Genomic DNA, 18,526 nt, shown 5'->3' with positions numbered 1-18,526 from the left:
CGCCTGCATGATCAGTCTTGTCGGAATAGCGACCCTTATTCTCATTGCCATTGCTTTATCTCATCAACGACGCTCGATCAACTGGCGCACCGTTTCGGTGGCGTTTTTGATCCAGGTCTTGATCGGCGCCTTTGCGCTTTACGTGCCGTGGGGCCAGACGGTGCTCGCCTCGCTGTCAGGCGCGGTGGCATCGCTGCAGCTTTACGCTAACAAAGGCATCGAGTTTCTGTTCGGCGGCCTGAGTTCACCGCACATGTTTGAAGTGTTCGGCAGTGGCGGGTTTGTGTTCGCCATCCGGGTTTTGCCGATGATCGTGTTCTTCGGCAGCTTTATCTCTGTGTTGTATTACATCGGTGTGATGGGCTGGATCATTCGGCTGGTGGGCGGCACCTTGCGCCTGTTGCTGGGCACCAGCCGCATCGAGTCGATGGTGGTGACCTCGGCGATTTTCATCGGCCAGTCGGAAGTGCCGCTGGTGGTACGGCCCTTCATCGCCAAGCTGACGCGCTCTGAGTTGTTTGCGGTGATGGTTGGTGGCTTCGCCGCAGTGGCCGGCTCGGTGCTGCTGGGCTATGCCGGGCTGGGCGTGGAGCTCAAGTACCTGATCGCGGCGTGCTTCATGTCGGCGCCGGGTGCCTTGCTGATGGCCAAACTCATGGAGCCGGAAACCGAAGCCGCCTGCACCGAACAGGTGATCGAGGAGCTGGGCCAGGCCGAGAATCGCCCCACCAATATCATCGACGCCGCCGCCGATGGCGCCCAGGTTGGCTTGCGCCTGGCCTTGGCGGTGGGTGCCATGCTGCTGGCGTTTATCGCGTTGATTGCGCTGCTCAACGGGCTACTGGGCTGGGCGGGCAACTGGTTTGGCTACCCGCAATTGACCTTGCAACTGGTTCTCGGGTACGTGCTGGCGCCCATCGCGTTTCTGCTCGGGGTGCCGTGGCATGAAGCAGTGATGGCCGGCGGTTTTATCGGCGAAAAACTGGTGCTCAACGAGTTTGTCGCCTACGCCGACCTGGCTAACTACCTGACCCCGGCCAAGGCTGCCGAAGCCGGCGTGCCGCTGCTGTCGGTGCACACCCAGGTGATCGTGACTTTCGCCCTGTGCGGCTTCGCCAATCTGTCTTCGATTGCCATTCAGCTGGGCGGCCTCACGGGTATCGCCCCGCAACGCCGTGAGGAACTCGCGCGGCTGGGCTTGCGGGCCATGATCGGCGGCACGCTTTCCAACCTGATGAGCGCGGCGATTGTCGGCTTTTTCATTTCGTTGTAAGGAGCACAGTATGTGGTTGCCACAAGAAGTGATTCGGCGCAAACGCGACGGGCACGCCCTGGCTGCGATGGACATTCAACGCTTTGTCGCCGGCATTGCCGACGCCAGCCTCAGCGATGGGCAGGTGGCGGCGTTCGCCATGGCGGTATTCATCAAGGGCATGGACGTGAGCGAACGCCTGGCCTTGACCGAGGCGATGCGCGACTCCGGCCAAGTGCTGAAGTGGGACCTGCCAGGGCCGGTCGTGGACAAGCATTCCACCGGCGGCGTCGGCGACATGATCAGCTTGCTGCTCGCGCCGTTACTGGCGGCCTGCGGTTGTTACGTGCCGATGATTTCCGGGCGCGGGCTGGGGCATACCGGCGGCACCCTGGACAAGCTCGAGAGCATTCCCGGCTACGACTGCCAACCCAGCCCCGAACGCCTGCACGCGGTGGTGGCCGACGTCGGTTGCGCGATCATCGGCCAGACCGCCAACCTGGCGCCGGCGGACAAGCGCTTGTATGTGATCCGCGACGTGACCGGGTCGGTGGAGTCGATTGACCTGATTACCGCGTCGATCCTCGGCAAAAAACTCGCCGCCGGCCTCGACGTACTGATCATGGATGTGAAAACCGGCAACGGCGCTTTCATGGCCGAGCCGCAACAGGCGCGCGAGCTGGCCGCCAGCATCGTCGCGGTGGCCAATGGTGCCGGGGTCAACACCCGCGCGCTGATCACCGACATGAACCAACCGCTGGCCCGCAGTGCCGGCAACGCCCTGGAGGTTGGCGAAGCAGTCGCTTTGCTCAAGGGCGAGGTGCGCAGTGAGCGCTTGTGGGCGGTGACCTTGGCGCTGGCCACCCAAGCATTGACGATGGCCGGTTTGGCGCGGGATGACGCCCAGGCCCGTGATCAATTACTCCAGGCCTGGCAGAGCGGGGCAGCCTTGCAGCGCTTCGAGCAAATGGTCGTCGCTCTGGGCGGCCCGCCGGGCTTTACGGCAGACCCTGAAGCGTATTTACCCAAGGCCGCCGTGTCGGTGCCGGTGTGGGCCGAGGAAGAGGGCTGCGTTACCGACATCGATACCCGGGCGGTGGGCTTGGCGGTGGTGGCATTGGGCGGCGGACGCAGTCATCCCGACGATGTGCTGGACTTGTCCGTGGGCTTCAGCGAGTTGGCCTTTGTGGGTGAACAGGTGAACGCGCAACGGCCTCTGGGCTGGGTGCACGCACGCAACCCAGAGCAGGCCGGGCAGGGCGCATCCGCTTTGCGCGCAGCCTATCGATTAGGCGGTTCGAGCCTGGCCGCACGTGATTTGATCCAGGACATCCTATGAGCAAAGCCATCGTATTGGTGCTGGACTCGTTGGGCATCGGCGCCAGTGCCGACGCTGCTGTTTTTGGCGATGCCGGCGCCGACACCTTGCGCCATATCGCCGAGGCGTGTGCCCGCGGTGAGGCCGATGGGCCATTGCGCCGGGGGCCTCTGTGGCTGCCAAATCTGGGTCGTCTGGGCCTGGGCGCCGCTGCGGCAGCCAGCGGTGACGGACCGTTGCCGGGCCACTGGGGCGACGCTGCACCGGTCGGCGCCTACGGCCATGCGCGCGAACAATCCTCAGGCAAGGACACACCGTCCGGGCATTGGGAAATGATGGGCGTGCCGGTGTTGTTCGACTGGGGTTATTTCGAGCGGCCGGTTGAGTCCTTTCCGCCCAGGTTGCTGGCCGACCTGATTGAGCGGGCAGGGTTGTCGGGTGTCCTGGGCAACTGCCATGCCTCTGGCACTACGGTGCTGGACGAGTTGGGCGAAGCACACATCCGCAGCCAGCAGCCGATTTGCTACACCTCGGCCGACAGTGTGATGCAGATCGCCGCCCATGAAAGCCATTTTGGGCTTGATGAGCTGTACCGGGTGTGTGAAATCGCGCGCGATTTGTGTGATGAATACACGGTCGGCAGGGTCATTGCCCGGCCGTTCACCGGCGAGCACGCGGGCGAGTTTCGCCGCACCGGCAATCGCCGCGACTACACCGTGCCACCGCCGTCGCCGACGCTGCTGGATCATCTGTGCGAAGCCGGCGGCAGCGTGCATGCGGTGGGCAAGATCGGCGATATCTTCGCGCACCGCGGCATCAGCCGGTTGTACAAGGCCGACGGCAACGACGCGCTGTTCGATGCCACGCTCAAGGCCTACCAGCAAGCGCCAGACAACAGCCTGGTGTTCGCCAATTTCGTCGACTTCGACATGCTTTACGGACACCGCCGAGACCTGGCCGGCTACGCTGCCGCGTTGGAAGCCTTCGACCGCAGGCTGCCGGAATTATTGGCGTTGATGGACCCGCAGACGTTGCTGATCATCAGCGCCGACCACGGTTGCGACCCATCGCGTCCGGGCAGCGATCATACCCGTGAGCATGTGCCGGTCCTGGCTTACGGGGCAGGCATTGCGCCCGGCTGGCTGGGCGAGCGCGGCAGCTTTGCCGATATCGGCCAGACACTGGCGGCGCATTTGGGCGTGGCGCCGTTGGCGTGGGGAAGTTCTTTTCTGCTCAGGGAGCATCATTGATCGACGCCTTCAGTAATGTCTGTTCCTATGGGCGCTGCACTCGATTCGCATCGTCGCGCCAGGCGACTCCAGCGAAGAGCAACGCCCAATGAACCGCTACCAATCATGATGTGAAGTATGAGTCGTCCACTCTTTGTATCTCTCGATGGCCCCAAGGGAACGGGTAAAACCACGCTTTTGGAGGCCGTGACCCAAGTGCTGAGGGTAGACAAGCAAAAGGTGATCCGGCTCAGCGAGCAAAAAAGCGATCCCCATAGGGCTGAAACAATGGCCCTCGTTAACACTCTCGTCAGAAACCCCAGCCGGGAGTTGGAGTTGAGGGTGTGTGAGCGCTTTGCTGATAGCCGTGCCTGGATTTCCCGGCACGTACTGGCCAAACAGCCAGCCGGTAGCATCATCTTGATTGATCGCTGGTACCCCTCTGATGCAGCGTTTCGCCGGATCGTCGGGTTTGCAGACATCCTGCAGTTAAACATTGATCGAAACGTGCAAATGCCCGACCTGCATGTCGGCGTGGTCACCGCCCCTGATATTTCATGGGCCAGAGCAGCCGAACGACGGCGTGGGCTGAGCAGTACGGTGATGCATAAGCTGGAAGAACATGTCGCGTGTACTCAGGCGTTCGAGCGCGCGATTAGCGATCACGGCTGGGTTTTATGCCGCAATGAAACAACGATCGAGGACGCCACGGCGCAAGTGGTTTCTGAGATCTACAGCGTCCTTCGATGTGCGTAGCTTTGTACGATCAGGGCTGCAAACGCCGCACCCTCCAGCACGTATCGCCGCGGTCATAGCGCAACCGCTCATGCAGCCGCTCGTGCCCATTCCCCCAGAACTCCAGCGATTCAAGGCGCAACTCAAACACACAATAGCCCTCGGGACGCGGCAGCGGACCTTGGCCTTCGGCCAGTTCGCGAGCGGCGTTGCGCATGGCCTGAACATCCTGCAGTTCTTCGCTCTGGCGAGACACCGACGACATCGGATGCGTGGCATACGGGCGCTTGAGCCACGCCTCATCCGCCTTGGCGTCCGGCAAGCGCACGGCCTGGCCATTGAGGATGATCTGCTGACTGGTTTCGCGCCAATACAGCACGCCTGAGGCCCACGGGTTTTGGCTCAGCTCACGGCCTTTCTGACTGCCGGCATGGGTGCTGAACAACAGTCCGGCGTCGCTGATCTCACTGATCACCACGATGCGCGTCGAGGGCCGGCCCCGGCCGTCGGCGGTGGCCAGCGCCAGCGCCCTGGGTTCGCGGATGCCCACGCGCCGTGCACGCTCCAGCCAGTTGCGCAGCACGCTCATGGGGTCGGCGGGCAGTGTCTGGTACTCGGGGAACGGTGCATCCAGTGTGCCGGTGAGCGATTCGGACATGCCTTTACCCAGCAGCGGCTTGCCTTGTACTGAAAGGTTCATAGCACGATGGTCCCCCGCCCGAAGGTGACGCCATTACCGGAGACTTCTACGCGCGTCAGTTGATCGGCGCGGCCCTCAGCCCTGGCGAACATCAGTGAAGGGCGGCCGATTTCCACGCCCTGCAAAATCTCCACCTGCTGGCCGAACTCGATTTGGCCATGGCGCGCCAGATGAATCGCCAACGGCCCGGCAGCCGAGCCGGTGGCCGCATCCTCGACCACGCCGTAGGCCGGTGAGAACATGCGGCTGCGCCAGCGCCGCCCGGCGCCGGCGAAACAGTTGATCGCCATGTCGTGGAAGTTCGACAGCGCACGGTGGTCAGGGTGCAGGGCCGACAAGGCGGCGATGTTCGGCAGGCCGACAAACACATGGCGTGGGCCGTTGTGATAGATCTCGATGGGAAAGGTCGAATCGCTGATGCCCAGGGCCTTAAGCAATTCGGCATCCCGGCCCAGGGCCGTCCAGGTCGGTATCGGCTGGTCCATGCTGGCGGCGATCACGCTGCCGTTCTGGCGTTCCAGTTCAAAGGCGATGGTGCCCATCTGAGTTTCCAGGTACAGCCGGTGATTGTCGGTGTGCGCCCCCAGCGCGATGGCCGTCCCCAGCAACGGGTGGCCGGCAAAGGGCAGTTCGTTGACCGGGGTGAAAATCCGGATCAGCGCATCACCGCCGTTGCGTGGTTTGAGCACGAAGGTGGTTTCCGACAGGTTCATCTCGCGGGCGATGCGTTGCATTTGCGGCGCCGGCAAATCATCGGCGTCGAAGAACACCGCAACCGGGTTGCCTTCCAGCGGGACGCTGGCGAAGGCGTCGATGATCACGTAGTTGTGCATGGTTATCTCCCCGCCGCCGACACGTTGCTGTCGACCGGTGTGTGGATGAGGGCGTGGCGCAGCAGGTCGGCGATGATGCGCGGGCCTTCCTGGGTGAGCAGCGACTCGGCATGAAACTGCATCGAGGCGAACGACGGCCCACGCAGGGCATGCACCTCGCCGGTCTCGCTGTCGCGACTGATCTCGACGGTGCCGATGCCGTTGATGTCCAGGCGGTCACTGGCACTCTGGGCGGCGAAGGTGTTGTAGAAACCCACCCGCTCAGCGTTGCCGAACAGGTCGATCTGTTTTTGCACACCCTGGTTGGGAATGGCCTTGCGTTGCAGCTCCAGGCCCAGGCACAGGCTCAACACCTGATGGCTCAGGCACACCGCGAGGAATGGCCGTTGCTGGCTGAGCAAGGAACGGATGGCCACGTGCAGATGGTCGATTTTCGGCAGCTGGACATCGCTCGGGTTGCCAGGGCCAGGGCCCATGATCACCAAGTCGTAACCGTCGAAACTGTATTCATCGCTGAAGCTGCACACCGTGACTATCAGGCCCAGGGCCCGCAGCTGCTTGGCGATCATCGAGGTGAAGGTGTCTTCGGCATCGACGATCAGCACCTGGCGCCCGCTGAAATCGGCCTGGGTCTGTTGGCGTTGCTGGCTGTCCATCAACCAGAAGTCCGAGACGTAGGCGTTGCGGCTGGCCAGCGCTGCGCGTACCTGCAGGTGGCTGCCAAAGCGCGAGGGCGCCTGGTTTTTCAAGGCAGCAATCAGGCCGGCGGCCTTGGCGCGGCTTTCGGCGGCTTCGGTCATGGGCTCGGAATGACGCACGATGGTCGAGCCCACGCTGATGCGTACCTGGCCGCTGTTATCGATGTCGGCGGTGCGAATCAGGATGGCCGAGTCCAGGGAGCGTCCACCTTTGCCATCGCTGCCGATCAGCGCCGCCATGCCGCTGTAGTACGCGCGGCCTTGCGGCTCATAGCGCTGGATGACCCGGCAGGCGCTTTCCAGCGGGCTGCCGGTGACGGTCGGGGCGAACAGGGTTTCGCGCAGGATGTCGCGCACGTCGCGACGGGTCTTGCCCTCAATGAAGTACTCGGTGTGGGCCAGATGCGTCATTTCCTTGAGGTAAGGGCCGAGGACGTGGCCGCCGTCTTCACAAATGCGCGCCATCATTTTCAGCTCTTCATCAACCACCATGTACAGCTCATCGGCTTCCTTGCGGTCGGCCAAAAAGGCCATGACGTCCGTCAGACAGGGGCCAGCCGGCGGGTAGCGGTAAGTGCCGCTGATGGGGTTCATCACCGCGAGCCCATCCTTGACGCTGATGTGCCGCTCGGGCGAGGCACCCACGAAGGTGCGGCTGCCGGTGTGAATGATGAAGGTCCAGTAAACACCTTTCTCGCGCTCCAGCAGATGACGAAAGAACGACAGCGCGCTGGCGGGGCCGTACTCGCTGATTTCCGCCATAAAGGTGCGTTTGATCACGAAGTTGGCGCCTTCCCCAGAGCCGATTTCGTTGGCGATCACCTGGCTGACGATCTCGGCATAGCGGGCGTCGCTGAGGTCGAAGCGTTCGCCGTTCAGCTGGATGGGCACGTTTGGCAGCAACCCCAGCAACTGTTCAATGCCGATGGATTGTTGCTCGGTAATGTTCATCGCCAGCAGCGGCGACTCATCGTCCACCGCCTCGAAGCCGCGTTCGGAGATCTGGCGGTAGGGAATCAGCGTGAGTACATCCAGGCGCGGGGCACCGATTGAGGGGGCAGGCAAGTCGATATCGGCCAGGACCTGCGGCTGCGACATCTGGCCAATCAGCACATCCAGCAGCCCCGGGCCGCTGGATTCCGGACGATACAACAGGGCAAACGGCTCGGGCACCGGTTGCAGAATGCGTTCCATAAGGCGGGCGGCAGCTTGGCTCATAGCACCACCTCGTCGGTGGTGACCACCATGGCGCAACGGCTGGCGGCGTATTCGATCGCCATCCAGTGGTGCGCCTTGCTGAAGTCAGCAATCGCGTCGGCAACCAGGAAGGGCTGGATATCGTTGGAGTAGGCATCCACGGTAGAAATCAGTACCCCGACATGGGCATACACCCCGCACAGGATCAACTGATCGCGCCCGTTGGCGTGCATGCGCTCCAGCAGGTCGGAGTTGAAGAACGCGCTGTAGCGCCATTTGGTCAACAGCCAGTCACCCGGCTTGGGCGTCAGCGCGTCGACCACCTCGCGGTCGGCGGGGCTGGCCTTCATGCCAGGGCCCCAGAAGTCCTTGAGCAGCCCGCGCTGTGCCTCGCTCATGCTGCCTGGCTGGGCGGTGTAAGCCACCGGCACGTCGTGGTCGACAGCCCACTGGCGAATGCGCGCGGAATTAGCCACGACGGCTTCACGCAGGGCATCGGGCAAGGGCCGCAGGAAGTAGCGCTGCATGTCATGCACCAACAGCACGGCGCGCTCGGGGTCGACGCGCCACTGCGCGAGGTTGACGGGCAGGTCGCGGGCTGTAGGCAGGGCGTACGGGGCAATCGATGGAATGCCAGTCATGGCGACAAACTCCAGTCAAAGGTAAGCAAGGGTGGAGGAGGGCAGGTTTTTCCAGGCCATCACTGCAGTGATGGCTTGCCAAGGGGTCAGGCGCGGGTCGCACAGGCTTTTGTAGTGGCTGGCCACCTGGCTCAGGCCGGCGGCATCGGAGGCGCACTCGCTGACGTCATCGGGGGTGGTTTCCAGGTGCAGGCCGGCAGCCACGCCACCGGCCGAGGTCACGGCATGTTTGAACGCGGTGATTTCCTCGGTGATGGTCTGCACCATGCGGGTCTTGTTGCCGCAGGGCGCGATGATGGTGTTGCCGTGCATCGGGTCGCTGAGCCAGATGATCTTGTGGCCGGCATGGCGCACCGCTTCAACCAGCGGTGGCAGGCGATCAGCGACTTTGTGGGCGCCCATGCGCGCAATCAGGGTCAGTCGGCCGGGCTCGCGTCGTGGGTCCAGGCGCTCGCACAGGCTCAATAACTGGTCTTGGGTGATGTCCGGGCCGACCTTGCAGGCCACCGGGTTGAGCACTTCGCTGAGCAGTGCCACGTGAGCGCCCGTCAACTGACGGGTACGTTCGCCGATCCACGGCCAGTGGGTTGAGCCGAGAAACACCCGGCCCTGTTCGTCCTTGCGCACTTGCGGCAGTTCGTAATCGAGCACCAGCATTTCGTGGCTGGTCCAGGCGGGAGAGCCGCTGAGCTGTTCCTTGCTGGCCGGTTCCTTCCAGCCCAGGTGGTGCATGATGTCCTGCGCGGCGCGATAGCCTCGTACCAGGCGTTGTGCGTCATGCTGGCGATGGTTGCAGACCGCTTCGCGGCCGTTGACCATGTCTCCGCGGTACACCGGCAACTCGACATCGCCGATGCGTTCGCTGTTGTTGGAACGCGGCTTGGCGAACTGCCCGGCAATCCGCCCGACGCGCACCACCGGTTGCTGGGTCACCAGCCGGAACGCACCGGCCAGGATGTCCAGCACCGCGGCCTTGCGGGCCACGTGGCTGGGAGCACTTTCATCCATGTCCTCGGCGCAGTCACCGGACTGGATGATCATCGCTTCGCCGGCCGCCACCCTGGCCAAGGTGGCACGCAGCACCAGGATGTCTTCGACGCGAATCAGTGATGCGCTGTCCCTGAGGTAGGCCTGCGCGTCATGCAATTGTGAGGTCTCGCTCCATTGAGGCTGCTGGAACGCTTCACAACTTAGAACCCGTTTCAGTAAGTCTTCCATGATGCGATTACTCTCCCAAAAGGATTAAGTAGGAATGCCTTCACGCTTGATCTGCGGCACGGGAATGCCCAGGGCGCGCAGTTGTTGAAAGACGTTCATGAACTCGCGATTGCGTTTTACTTTGCCGTCTTGCAGCTCGAAGGAGTGCAGGAAGTGGTTCTCGTAATACCCTTCCGGGTAACCTGGAAAGAGGATCTTGCCGTGGCCATCGCACTCGACCCAAAAATGGTTGGGGTCGTCGGTTTCAAATACGTTGACGTTGTACCATTCCCAATCCGGGAAGCACTTGAGTGACCAAACAGCATGTTCGGCCAACTTGGCTTTGCCACTGATTACAATGGGTGCGCCGGTGTCTGTGGTCCACAAGCCACCCGACCCGTCCTCGGTAAACAGTTCATGGCGGCGCAGGCGATCCTGACCTTTGGTGCGCATATATTGCTCGACCGTGGCGCGGTTTTTGCGGCGAAGTTCGCTGCTGTCGTCAGCGGTTAGTTGTCGGGCTGCATGAGTAGGCATGTTCACTCTCCAATAATGAAAGGGCTTATGAGGCGGGAATACCTTCACGCTTGATGCGTGGCACCGGAATGCCCAAGGCGCGCAGTTGTTCGAAGGGGTTCATGAATTCACGGTTTTGCTTGATCTTGCCGTTGTCCAATTCGAAGGAATGGATGTAATGGTTTTCGCAATACCCTTCCGGGTAACCGGGGACCAGGGTCTTGCCACGGCCATCACTTTCGACCCAGAAGTGGTTGGGGTTGTCGGTTTCAAACACCCGCACGTTGTGAAACTGCCAGTCTGGAAAGCACTGCTCCAGCCACACGCCAAGGGCGGCAAGTTTCGCGTGGCCCTTGAATACCAGGGGTTCACCGGTTTCGGTGTTCCACGAACCGCCGCTGCCATCCGGGGTGAACAGTTCATGCCGACGCAGGCGATCTTGGCCATGGGTGCGCATGTACTGTTCGACGGTGGCGCGGTTTTTACGGCGAAGTTCAAGCTGATCATTAAAGCCGCTGGCGCAAAGCGAAACCGACATAAGCCGTATCCTCCTTAGTTGAATTAAGGTTTTTCGAAAATCAAGTAAATATTTAGTTAATTGGGCGCACCAGCACTTACAGGTTTAACTTTGTATATTGAGAGCGTGCTGAGGCGTGTTGTTTATACACCTGCACTTCTCGCGGCAGGAACTACCAGATCTTGTAGCGGTTCCGCCATGGAGGGGGCGGATACGGTCCATCGGGTAGTGTGTTGCACTATTATGAATCAGCAGGTTCATTCGTCGGCCAAGCCGCAACGATGGCCCGCTAACATCGCCTGGCTATCAATGGCCTATGGCTAGTTAGTTGGTTAGGCACAATAAACCCTTCGCTATTGCGAAGTGGTCTATAACCGTTGAATTTTGTGTATTGACATGAGTTCAGGTTGGTCTAGTCTCACGACTCGTTTCCAACTCTAGTGGTGTTCAAATGGAATTAGGACAGCTGTTGGGATGGGATGCTTATTTTTACAGTATCTTTGCGCAAACTATGAACATGCAGGAGTTTACTGCTGTTGCATTGAGGGCTTTACGTGAACTGCAGTTTGATTTTTTCGCCTACGGCATGTGCAGTGCGACGCCGTTCATGCGACCGAAAACCTATATGTACAGCAATTATCCCAAGGACTGGATAGCGCGATATCAGGCAGCGAACTACGCGGCGATCGACCCCACGGTGAAACACAGCAAAGTCTCGTCCGCCCCCATTTTGTGGAGCAATGAGCTGTTCAAGGGGTGCCCGGCCCTGTGGTCCGAGGCCAACGATTCGAATCTGTGCCATGGCCTGGCGCAGCCTTCATTCAACGTCCAGGGCCGGGTAGGGGTGTTGAGCATCGCACGCAAGGACAAGGTCATTAGCCTTCAGGAGTTCGAAGCCTTGAAGCCGGTGACCAAAGCGTTTGCCGCGGCGGCCCACCAGAAAATTTCTGAGCTGGAGAGTGACGCGCGTGTGTTCAATACGGATGTCGAGTTCAGCGAACGGGAGTGTGATGTGCTGCGCTGGACCGCAGACGGCAAAACCTCCGAGGAAATTGGCGTGATCATGGGCGTGTGCACCGACACGGTGAATTACCATCACCGCAACATCCAACGCAAAATCGGCGCCAGCAACCGTGTGCAGGCGGTGTCTTACGCGGTTGCGCTGGGGTATATCTGAGGTTCATCGACTGCCGCCGAGCCCTCCCAAAAGGATGACTCGGCCGGTATCAAGCGGTGTCTTTCAACAATGCGGCGGGCATGAAGGCTGAAGGCGGGCGGGCGCCTCGATGGTGTTCACGGTGAGCCGAGAGCTTGATCGCAAGGATTTTTTCGTCCTGGTGCACGGTGACCGGTCCCAATCGCTCGTAGTTGACCCCGTTGATTTTGTAATAGCGCTCCATCGTGCTGTTGACGATGCCGACAATGAAATCGGCGCCTGCCAGGCTGGCGGTCTTCAGGCTTTTCCAGAACAACGGCATGGCCAATTGCGGTTCACGGGTGGTGAAGCGTGTCATTTCCCAGATGGCAGGATCCTTGGGCGGCGTGCCAGCGCAGGTATGGCTGAAAACACCTTCCAGCAGGTTTGGCAATGTGGTGGGTATCAGACGCGCGCAGCCAACGATGTCGCAGTACTCGTTGAACGCCAAGAGGTAGCGCGCATGCTCGGTGTCGTATTGATCCCATTCACAACCCGCCGGGTGCGGATGGCCAGGCAGCCGCCAGCCGAGTTTCTCGACAAATTGCTCGTGCCGAAAGCGGCCTAGCCTGAGTTTGAGCTCGTCGCTCATTGCGCTCAGCGTGTGCTCTTCCATGTGCATGGCTGGGAGTTCCTGGGGGATGGGGGAAGTGCGGGGTTTTATAGAGGACTTGTTCAGGCTTGGCACCTACAAGATCTTGTAGGCCGCGTTGGCACGCGGTTCGCTGGTTTGATTCCTCGGTCAGTTTTTTGTAACAGCTTGTTTGCGGCTGACGCATAAACCTATAAAGTTAACCTTTCGGTCAGCTTTGCACTGCCACACACAGCCTTTTGTTCCGGCAAAAGCGCTTCTGCCAGACCCGAGATCCCCAGAACATAACCATAAGGGCGGACCTATAACCGCCCAGAGGATGATCCATGTCCAACCGTGATATCTCCCGGCGCTCGTTCCTTCAGGGCGGGCTGGTGGCGGGTGTGAGCGTGACGCTTACACCGCTCAGCACCCAGGCGCTGGCTGCGTTGATGGAAAACAGCGTGACCGTGCCGTCCGAGCAATGGCTCGGCAGCAATGGCAAGGCGCGCTCGCGTAACGATGCCTTGTCCAAGGTCTGCGGCAGCAAAGTCTTTGCCCGCGACATCCGTTCCAAAGACATGCCGGGCTGGCCGCAGCAACAGGGTCACGCCATGTTGCTGAAAATCACCAAGGCCGACCGCATCTACGCCGGCTACGATCTGTCGTGGCTTGGCGCCGACCTGCAACCTGACCGCATCGTGACGGCCGCCGACCTGGACAAAGACGGCATCGTCTTCCCGGAAGAGCACGCGCCGGATCCGCTGTTGCCGCAAGGCCAGGTGCCGATGTTCATCGGTCACCCCGTGGCGATCCTGATCTGGAATGACTTCGAGCGTTTCCGCCAGGCCAAGGCCAAACTCAAATTCAATGACAAAGCGATCCGTTACGGTGCCCCAGCGCCGTACTACGAGCGTGATCCATATGGCAGCTTCCGCTATGTACGCGTCGGCGGTGCGACCTCGGCGGACGAAGATGAATTCGCCAGCCTCAAGGATTCGATTCTGTTTCCGATGCTGAAAAACCGTCGCCCGGTGTGGCACTCCCAGCCGGACCTGCACGGCAATCTCACCGAGCGCGGGCTGTTTTACGCCGACCGGATGAAGCAGCAGATCGACGCGCCACCCGACCATTGGCTGGTGTTCGACGAGCGCTACAAAACCCCGTCGATTGAGCCGGCCGCGATGGAACCGGACAACGGCAACGGCTGGTACGACCCGGCCACCAAGACCTTGCACTTTGTCGTCGCCACCCAGTGCCCGCTGGAAGCCGCCACCGAAACCGCGAAGATGATCGCGCCATCGCGCTTTGGTCTGGCGAATCTGAACATGCACCCGGGCTACACCGTCGGTTACGGCTCCAAGGACCACAACATTTTTGTCTACTACGCAGCCCTCGCCGCGTTGTACGGCGCGGGTGTGCCAGTGCGCCTGGCCAACGACCGCTACGAGCAGTTTCAAAGCGGCATCAAGCGTCACCCGTTCGATATCCGCTACCAATTGGCGGTGGACAAAAACGATCACAGCTTCCAGATTTTTCGCGCCGAGATGAACGTCGATGGCGGTGGGCGCATCAACTACAGCCCTTCGGTGGCCGCGGTTGGCGCCACGGCAGCGCAGTCGATCTACTACATGCCGCAGAACGATCTGCAGGTCACGGCCTACCATTCGCGCGCGGTGGAAGCGGGCTCGATGCGCGGTTACGGCACCCTGCAAAGCATGGCGTCGACCGAGATGATGGTCGACGAAATTGCTGATCGTCTGGGTATCGACGCTATCGACCTGCGCAAGAAAAACGCGATGCTGTCGGGCATGAAAAACACCCAGGGCGCGGTGCCGGCCGGTGCGTTGCGCTTACACGAAATTCTCGACAAAGCGGCTGCCCACGACGTCTGGAAAAACCGCGACCAGATCAAAAAGACGCGCGAAGCCGCTGACCCGGATAACTGGTATGGCGTCGGTTTTGCCATCTGCCAAAAAGACTTCGGCACCGGTTCCGAAGCGCCGATGGCCAGCATCGAATTCACCGCCGAAGGGCACGTGACGTTGCGCCATATCGGCATTGAAATCGGCACCGGCATGTCCACCTCGCAAGCGCTGGTGGTGGCGGATTTCATCGGCATACCGGCCACGCAAGTGAAGACCGGCGAAACCGAATGGAAAGAGTTGCAACTGATCACGGGCGGCAACCCGTACACCATGAGCCAGGCCGAACAGGATGGTTTTCTGCGCAACCCGCGTTGGGTCGGCAAACTGGCGTCGGCCTCGTCGGCGACCAACTCCGCGTACTACTTCAGCCACGCCACCCGTGAAGCCTCCCGAGTGCTGTTCAACCACGGCTTGTGGCCGGCGGCGTTGCAGATCTGGGGCCAGGGCCCTTACGGCGGCCAGGCCAACCCGTACGTGGTGCGTCGCGAAGATGCGCACTGGGTCGACGGCAAACTCACCGCCAACGGCATGCAGCCGCTGAGTTTTGAGCAATTGGCCAGGCACGCGCACGAAAAGGGCCTGGTGACCGGTGCTACCGTGCACGGCTTCAACCGCTGGAGCTGGGCCGAGGCCGAGTACAGCATCGACGGCGTGCGCGAGCGTCTGCCCCTGGATGGTCTGGCGGTGAAGTACGGTGACGGCGCGCCGCAGGCGAAACGGGCACAGATGACCAGCAACGGTTTCCACTTGCTGGATCGCCAGAACGTCCACTACCCGGACACCCAGCTGAACAACGCGGCGGTGACTTACTACAGCCCGGTTGCGACGCTGGTGGAGTTGAAAGTGAACAAGGGCTCCGCCCAAGTGCAAGTGCTTAACCACCATTCGTGGGTCGAGTGCGGTCGGGTGCTGGTGGAAAAGCTGGTCAAGGGGCAGCTCGAAGGCGGGATCGCCATGGGCATCGGCCATGCGTTGATGGAAGAGATGCCGCTGTACGAAGGCGGGCCGGGGGAGGGTGACTGGAATTTCAACCGTTACCGCTTGCCGATGGCCCGACACGTTGCCGTGTGGAACCAGACGGCTGAAATCCTGCCGCCGTTGTCGCCGAGCGACCCGTCCAAGGGCATCGCAGAAGTGGTGATGATCCCGATCGTCGGCGCTATCGGTAACGCCGTGGCCCACGCCATCGGCGAACGTGTCCGCGACCTGCCTATCACTTCTGCGCGCATCAAGGAGGCCCTCAATGGCTAACCGTCCGTTTCAACTGACCCTCAACGGTCAATCCGTCGGCCCGGTGGACATCCCTGATGACCTGCCGATGATCGACTACCTGCACGAATACAAAAACCTCACCGGCTCGCGGCTCGGCTGCGGCCAGGGCATTTGCCACGCCTGCGTGGTGATCGTCGACAACCCGGACGGCACCAGCGAAGAAGTGCGCACCTGCATCACCGGCGCCCACTATTTTGGAGGCAAAAAAGTGCGGACCATCGAAGGCCACGCGACCCGCGACGAGCAGGGCAACGTCACTGAACTGAACCCGATCCAGCAGCGTTTCGTCGATGAATTCGCCTTCCAGTGCAGCTATTGCGCGCCGGGTTTCGTCAATGCCGCGACCTTACTGGTCGAGAAGCTGCAGCGTCAGCCCATCGTCAACAGTCAGCTGGAAAAAGTCATCGAGGACAGCCTCGGTCACCACATCTGCCGTTGCACCGGCTACGTGCGTTACTACAACGCGACCCGTAACGTGCTCACCGATCTCGGCCTGGTCAAGGAGGGTTAAGCATGAAGCCTCTACTGTCCCGCCTGGCATTGGCGGCTGGTCTGGCTGCGCCGGTGTTGTTGGCGCACGCGGATGATCAAGTCAAGCGCGGCGAATACCTCGCCCGCGCCGCTGACTGCATGGCCTGCCACACCGCACCGGGCGGCGCGCCGTTTGCGGGCGGCCTGCCGATTGTGTCGCCGTTCGGCACCATCTATGGCACCAACATTACCCCGAGCAAAGCGCACGGCATTGGTTTGTACAACGATGACGAATTCTTCGCCGCGCTGACCGAAGGCAAACGCCGCGATGGTGCGAACCTGTACCCGGCGATGCCGTACACCTCCTATCACCTGATGCCGCGCGCAGATTCGGACGCGATCCATGCGTACCTGAAAACCATCGAGCCGATTGAACGTGCAGCGCCGGTCACTCGCCTGAGTTTCCCGTTCAACGTGCGCCTGGGCCTGATGGGCTGGAACCTGCTCTACGCCAAAGACGTGAAACTCGCGCCGGCCGAGGGCAAAAGCGAAACCTTCAAGCGTGGTGAATACATGGTCGAAGTGCTCGGGCACTGCGGCGAATGCCACACCCCACGCGGCTTGCCTGGCGCCATGCAGCAGGATAAACGCCTGACCGGCGGCCTGCTCAACGGCTATTTGGCGCCGAGCCTGTTGGCCACTGACCTGGCCGCTCGCGGCTGGAATCAACAAGACCTGAGCACCTTCCTCAAGCACGGCATGAGCGCTCAGGGCACGATGTTCAACGAGATGTTCCCGGTGTTCCACAACAGCACCCAGGGCCTGAGTGACCCGGACCTGGCGGCGATGGCCACCTACCTGCTCGGCGATCCAGCCCCAGCCGCCAATGTGTTGACCGAAGTGCCGCTCGACAAAATGAGCCCAAGCGCCCAACGCGGTCGTCAGGATTACCTGAACGTGTGCGCCGGTTGCCACGCGCCGAACGGCGAGGGCAAACCGCACATCGCCGTGGCCATGCGCGGCAACACCACGCTGCGCCTGGACGATCCGCGCAACCTGTTGCGGGTGATCGAGGACGGCATCGGCGAGCAGACATTCACCGGGTTCGAACGCATGCAACAGATGCCGGGCTTTGCCGACAAGCTCAATCAGGCACAGCTGACCGATCTGCTCAACTATCTGCGCCAGGGTTGGGGCGGTCAGTCGAGTGAGCTGGCGGTCAGCGACGTGCAGAAGCTACAGGCCGATGCACCACCAGCCGAGCACAAGGCGCACTGACATGCAGCATCTGGATCTGCAAGTCATTCGCCGTGCGCTGGAATGGTCGACGGCCGGCCAGCCGGTTTGGCTGTGCACGGTGCTCGCCACCTACGGCTCGGCGCCCCGTGCGCCGGGTTCGTTGCTGGCAGTGAACGCGAGCGGGCAATGGATCGGCTCGCTGTCGGGCGGCTGCGTTGAGGAAGACTTCCTTGAGCGGGTAGCCGAAGGCGCGTTTGAACAGGCGGTCAACGTCGTTCGTTACGGCGAAGGCGAGGACCCGCGCTCGCGAGTCAGCCTGCCCTGTGGCGGCGTGCTTGATGTGCTGGTGGAAAAGCTTGCGCCGGACTGCGAGGTTCAGGCCCATCTGCGCGAGCTGGAGTGCGCGTTGCTGGGCCAGCGCCGATTGATCCGCGAAGTCGAGCTGGCCAGCGGTGCGCGCCGCGTGTGTGCAGACAGCGAGCAGGGCGCGCGCATCGAGCGCGAGATTGACCGGGTCCGTGTGCGGGTCGGCGCGGCGCAGCGTTTGTTGCTGGCGGGCTATTCCAGTGTCGCCCAGGCCTGCGCCGAGTTTGCCGTGGGCCTGGGGTTTGAGGTGATTTTGTGCGATCCCCGCGACGAGGTACTCGAGGGCGTGGTGCTGCACAACGTCGAGATCCGACGCCAGCTGCCGTCGGTGTTCATCGCTGACGGCGGCTGCCACAGCGACACGGCGGTGGTCGCGTTGACTCATGATCCGCGTATTGATGATCTGGCAATGATGGAGGCGGTGCGCACCGACGCGTTTTACATCGGCGTAATGGGTTCGATGCGCACCTCACAAAAGCGCTTCGAACGCCTGCGAAGGATTGGCGGGTTGGGCGAGACCGAATTGGCGCGCATCCATGCGCCTATCGGTTTGAACCTGGGCAGCAAAACCCCGGCGGAAATCGCGTTGGCGGTGCTGGCCGATATTCTTCGCACGCGTAGCGGCATCGCGCGGGATCGACTCTGACCCGC

Annotated in this window: 17 protein-coding genes; 9 read left to right on the top strand and 8 right to left on the bottom strand. The window is 61.6% G+C overall.

Annotated features, from left to right (window positions below):
- The first annotated feature begins 7 nt into the window (after window positions 1-7).
- The 4 genes from L8K08_RS11250 to L8K08_RS11235 all read left to right on the top strand — a co-directional run bounded on the left by L8K08_RS11250 (window position 8) and on the right by L8K08_RS11235 (window position 4,555).
- The gene (locus L8K08_RS11250; RefSeq protein ID WP_242196759.1) at window positions 8-1,273 is read left to right on the top strand and encodes a NupC/NupG family nucleoside CNT transporter; all 1,266 of its coding nucleotides are present in this window, start codon (window positions 8-10) and stop codon (window positions 1,271-1,273) included.
- A 10-nt stretch (window positions 1,274-1,283) separates the two neighbouring features.
- Entirely contained in the window at window positions 1,284-2,591 is a 1,308-nt protein-coding gene (deoA, locus tag L8K08_RS11245; RefSeq protein ID WP_242196756.1) for a thymidine phosphorylase, read from the top strand.
- Window positions 2,588-3,820, top strand: a complete 1,233-nt coding sequence (locus tag L8K08_RS11240) for a phosphopentomutase (RefSeq protein WP_242196753.1) — start codon at window positions 2,588-2,590, stop codon at window positions 3,818-3,820. Before deoA ends, L8K08_RS11240 begins: the two co-directional genes overlap by 4 nt.
- Window positions 3,821-3,937: 117 nt before the next feature.
- A complete protein-coding gene (locus L8K08_RS11235) occupies window positions 3,938-4,555 on the top strand; it encodes a dTMP kinase (RefSeq protein WP_242196750.1) in 618 nt (205 codons plus the stop codon).
- 10 nt (window positions 4,556-4,565) lie between these two features.
- Here the strand turns inward: L8K08_RS11235 and phzG are convergent, their stop codons facing one another.
- From phzG to L8K08_RS11200, 7 genes are read right to left on the bottom strand one after another with little or no spacing between them, the layout of a single operon-like run.
- Window positions 4,566-5,234 (bottom strand): phenazine biosynthesis FMN-dependent oxidase PhzG, encoded by a 669-nt coding sequence (phzG, locus tag L8K08_RS11230; protein WP_242196747.1) that lies wholly within the window; start codon window positions 5,232-5,234, stop codon window positions 4,566-4,568.
- Entirely contained in the window at window positions 5,231-6,067 is an 837-nt protein-coding gene (locus L8K08_RS11225) for a PhzF family phenazine biosynthesis protein (RefSeq protein WP_242196744.1), read from the bottom strand. The genes phzG and L8K08_RS11225 overlap by 4 nt, the downstream gene beginning before the upstream one ends.
- A gap of 2 nt (window positions 6,068-6,069) precedes the next feature.
- Window positions 6,070-7,983 carry an anthranilate synthase family protein gene (locus L8K08_RS11220; protein ID WP_242196741.1) on the bottom strand — a complete coding sequence of 638 codons (1,914 nt, stop codon included), beginning with the start codon at window positions 7,981-7,983 and terminating at the stop codon, window positions 6,070-6,072.
- Window positions 7,980-8,603, bottom strand: a complete 624-nt coding sequence (locus L8K08_RS11215; protein WP_242196738.1) for an isochorismatase family protein — start codon at window positions 8,601-8,603, stop codon at window positions 7,980-7,982. Before L8K08_RS11215 ends, L8K08_RS11220 begins: the two co-directional genes overlap by 4 nt.
- A gap of 15 nt (window positions 8,604-8,618) precedes the next feature.
- On the bottom strand, window positions 8,619-9,821 hold the full coding sequence (locus tag L8K08_RS11210; RefSeq protein ID WP_242196733.1) for a 3-deoxy-7-phosphoheptulonate synthase: 1,203 nt from the start codon (window positions 9,819-9,821) through the stop codon (window positions 8,619-8,621).
- A 24-nt stretch (window positions 9,822-9,845) separates the two neighbouring features.
- A complete protein-coding gene (locus L8K08_RS11205) occupies window positions 9,846-10,337 on the bottom strand; it encodes a PhzA/PhzB family protein (RefSeq protein WP_242196730.1) in 492 nt (163 codons plus the stop codon).
- Window positions 10,338-10,362: 25 nt separating this feature from the next.
- Complete coding sequence (locus tag L8K08_RS11200) at window positions 10,363-10,854, bottom strand: PhzA/PhzB family protein (protein WP_242196727.1); 492 nt, start codon at window positions 10,852-10,854, stop codon at window positions 10,363-10,365.
- A 430-nt stretch (window positions 10,855-11,284) separates the two neighbouring features.
- Between L8K08_RS11200 and L8K08_RS11195 the strand changes: the two genes are divergently transcribed.
- Window positions 11,285-12,010: an autoinducer binding domain-containing protein gene (locus L8K08_RS11195; protein ID WP_242196723.1), complete on the top strand. Its 726-nt coding sequence runs from the start codon at window positions 11,285-11,287 to the stop codon at window positions 12,008-12,010.
- A gap of 49 nt (window positions 12,011-12,059) precedes the next feature.
- On the opposite strand, the gene L8K08_RS11190 is transcribed toward L8K08_RS11195, so the two are convergent.
- The gene (locus tag L8K08_RS11190) at window positions 12,060-12,650 is read right to left on the bottom strand and encodes an acyl-homoserine-lactone synthase (RefSeq protein ID WP_145160691.1); all 591 of its coding nucleotides are present in this window, start codon (window positions 12,648-12,650) and stop codon (window positions 12,060-12,062) included.
- A gap of 296 nt (window positions 12,651-12,946) precedes the next feature.
- Between L8K08_RS11190 and L8K08_RS11185 the strand changes: the two genes are divergently transcribed.
- Genes L8K08_RS11185 through L8K08_RS11170 form a run of 4 tightly spaced genes read left to right on the top strand, consistent with a single transcriptional unit; the run spans window position 12,947 to window position 18,521 of the window.
- Window positions 12,947-15,778 carry a xanthine dehydrogenase family protein molybdopterin-binding subunit gene (locus tag L8K08_RS11185; protein WP_242196721.1) on the top strand — a complete coding sequence of 944 codons (2,832 nt, stop codon included), beginning with the start codon at window positions 12,947-12,949 and terminating at the stop codon, window positions 15,776-15,778.
- Window positions 15,771-16,310 (top strand): (2Fe-2S)-binding protein, encoded by a 540-nt coding sequence (locus L8K08_RS11180; protein ID WP_242196717.1) that lies wholly within the window; start codon window positions 15,771-15,773, stop codon window positions 16,308-16,310. The genes L8K08_RS11185 and L8K08_RS11180 overlap by 8 nt, the downstream gene beginning before the upstream one ends.
- A gap of 2 nt (window positions 16,311-16,312) precedes the next feature.
- Window positions 16,313-17,548 carry a cytochrome c gene (locus tag L8K08_RS11175; RefSeq protein ID WP_242196714.1) on the top strand — a complete coding sequence of 412 codons (1,236 nt, stop codon included), beginning with the start codon at window positions 16,313-16,315 and terminating at the stop codon, window positions 17,546-17,548.
- Window position 17,549: 1 nt separating this feature from the next.
- Entirely contained in the window at window positions 17,550-18,521 is a 972-nt protein-coding gene (locus L8K08_RS11170; protein ID WP_242196711.1) for an XdhC family protein, read from the top strand.
- Window positions 18,522-18,526 lie beyond the last annotated feature (5 nt).

Source organism: Pseudomonas sp. TREG-RG-20F-10-E-6-01, from assembly GCF_022662455.1.
Lineage (GTDB): Bacteria > Pseudomonadota > Gammaproteobacteria > Pseudomonadales > Pseudomonadaceae > Aquipseudomonas.
The sequence above is the reverse complement of the archived record's forward strand: the minus strand, read 5'-3'. Positions and strand labels throughout refer to the sequence as shown.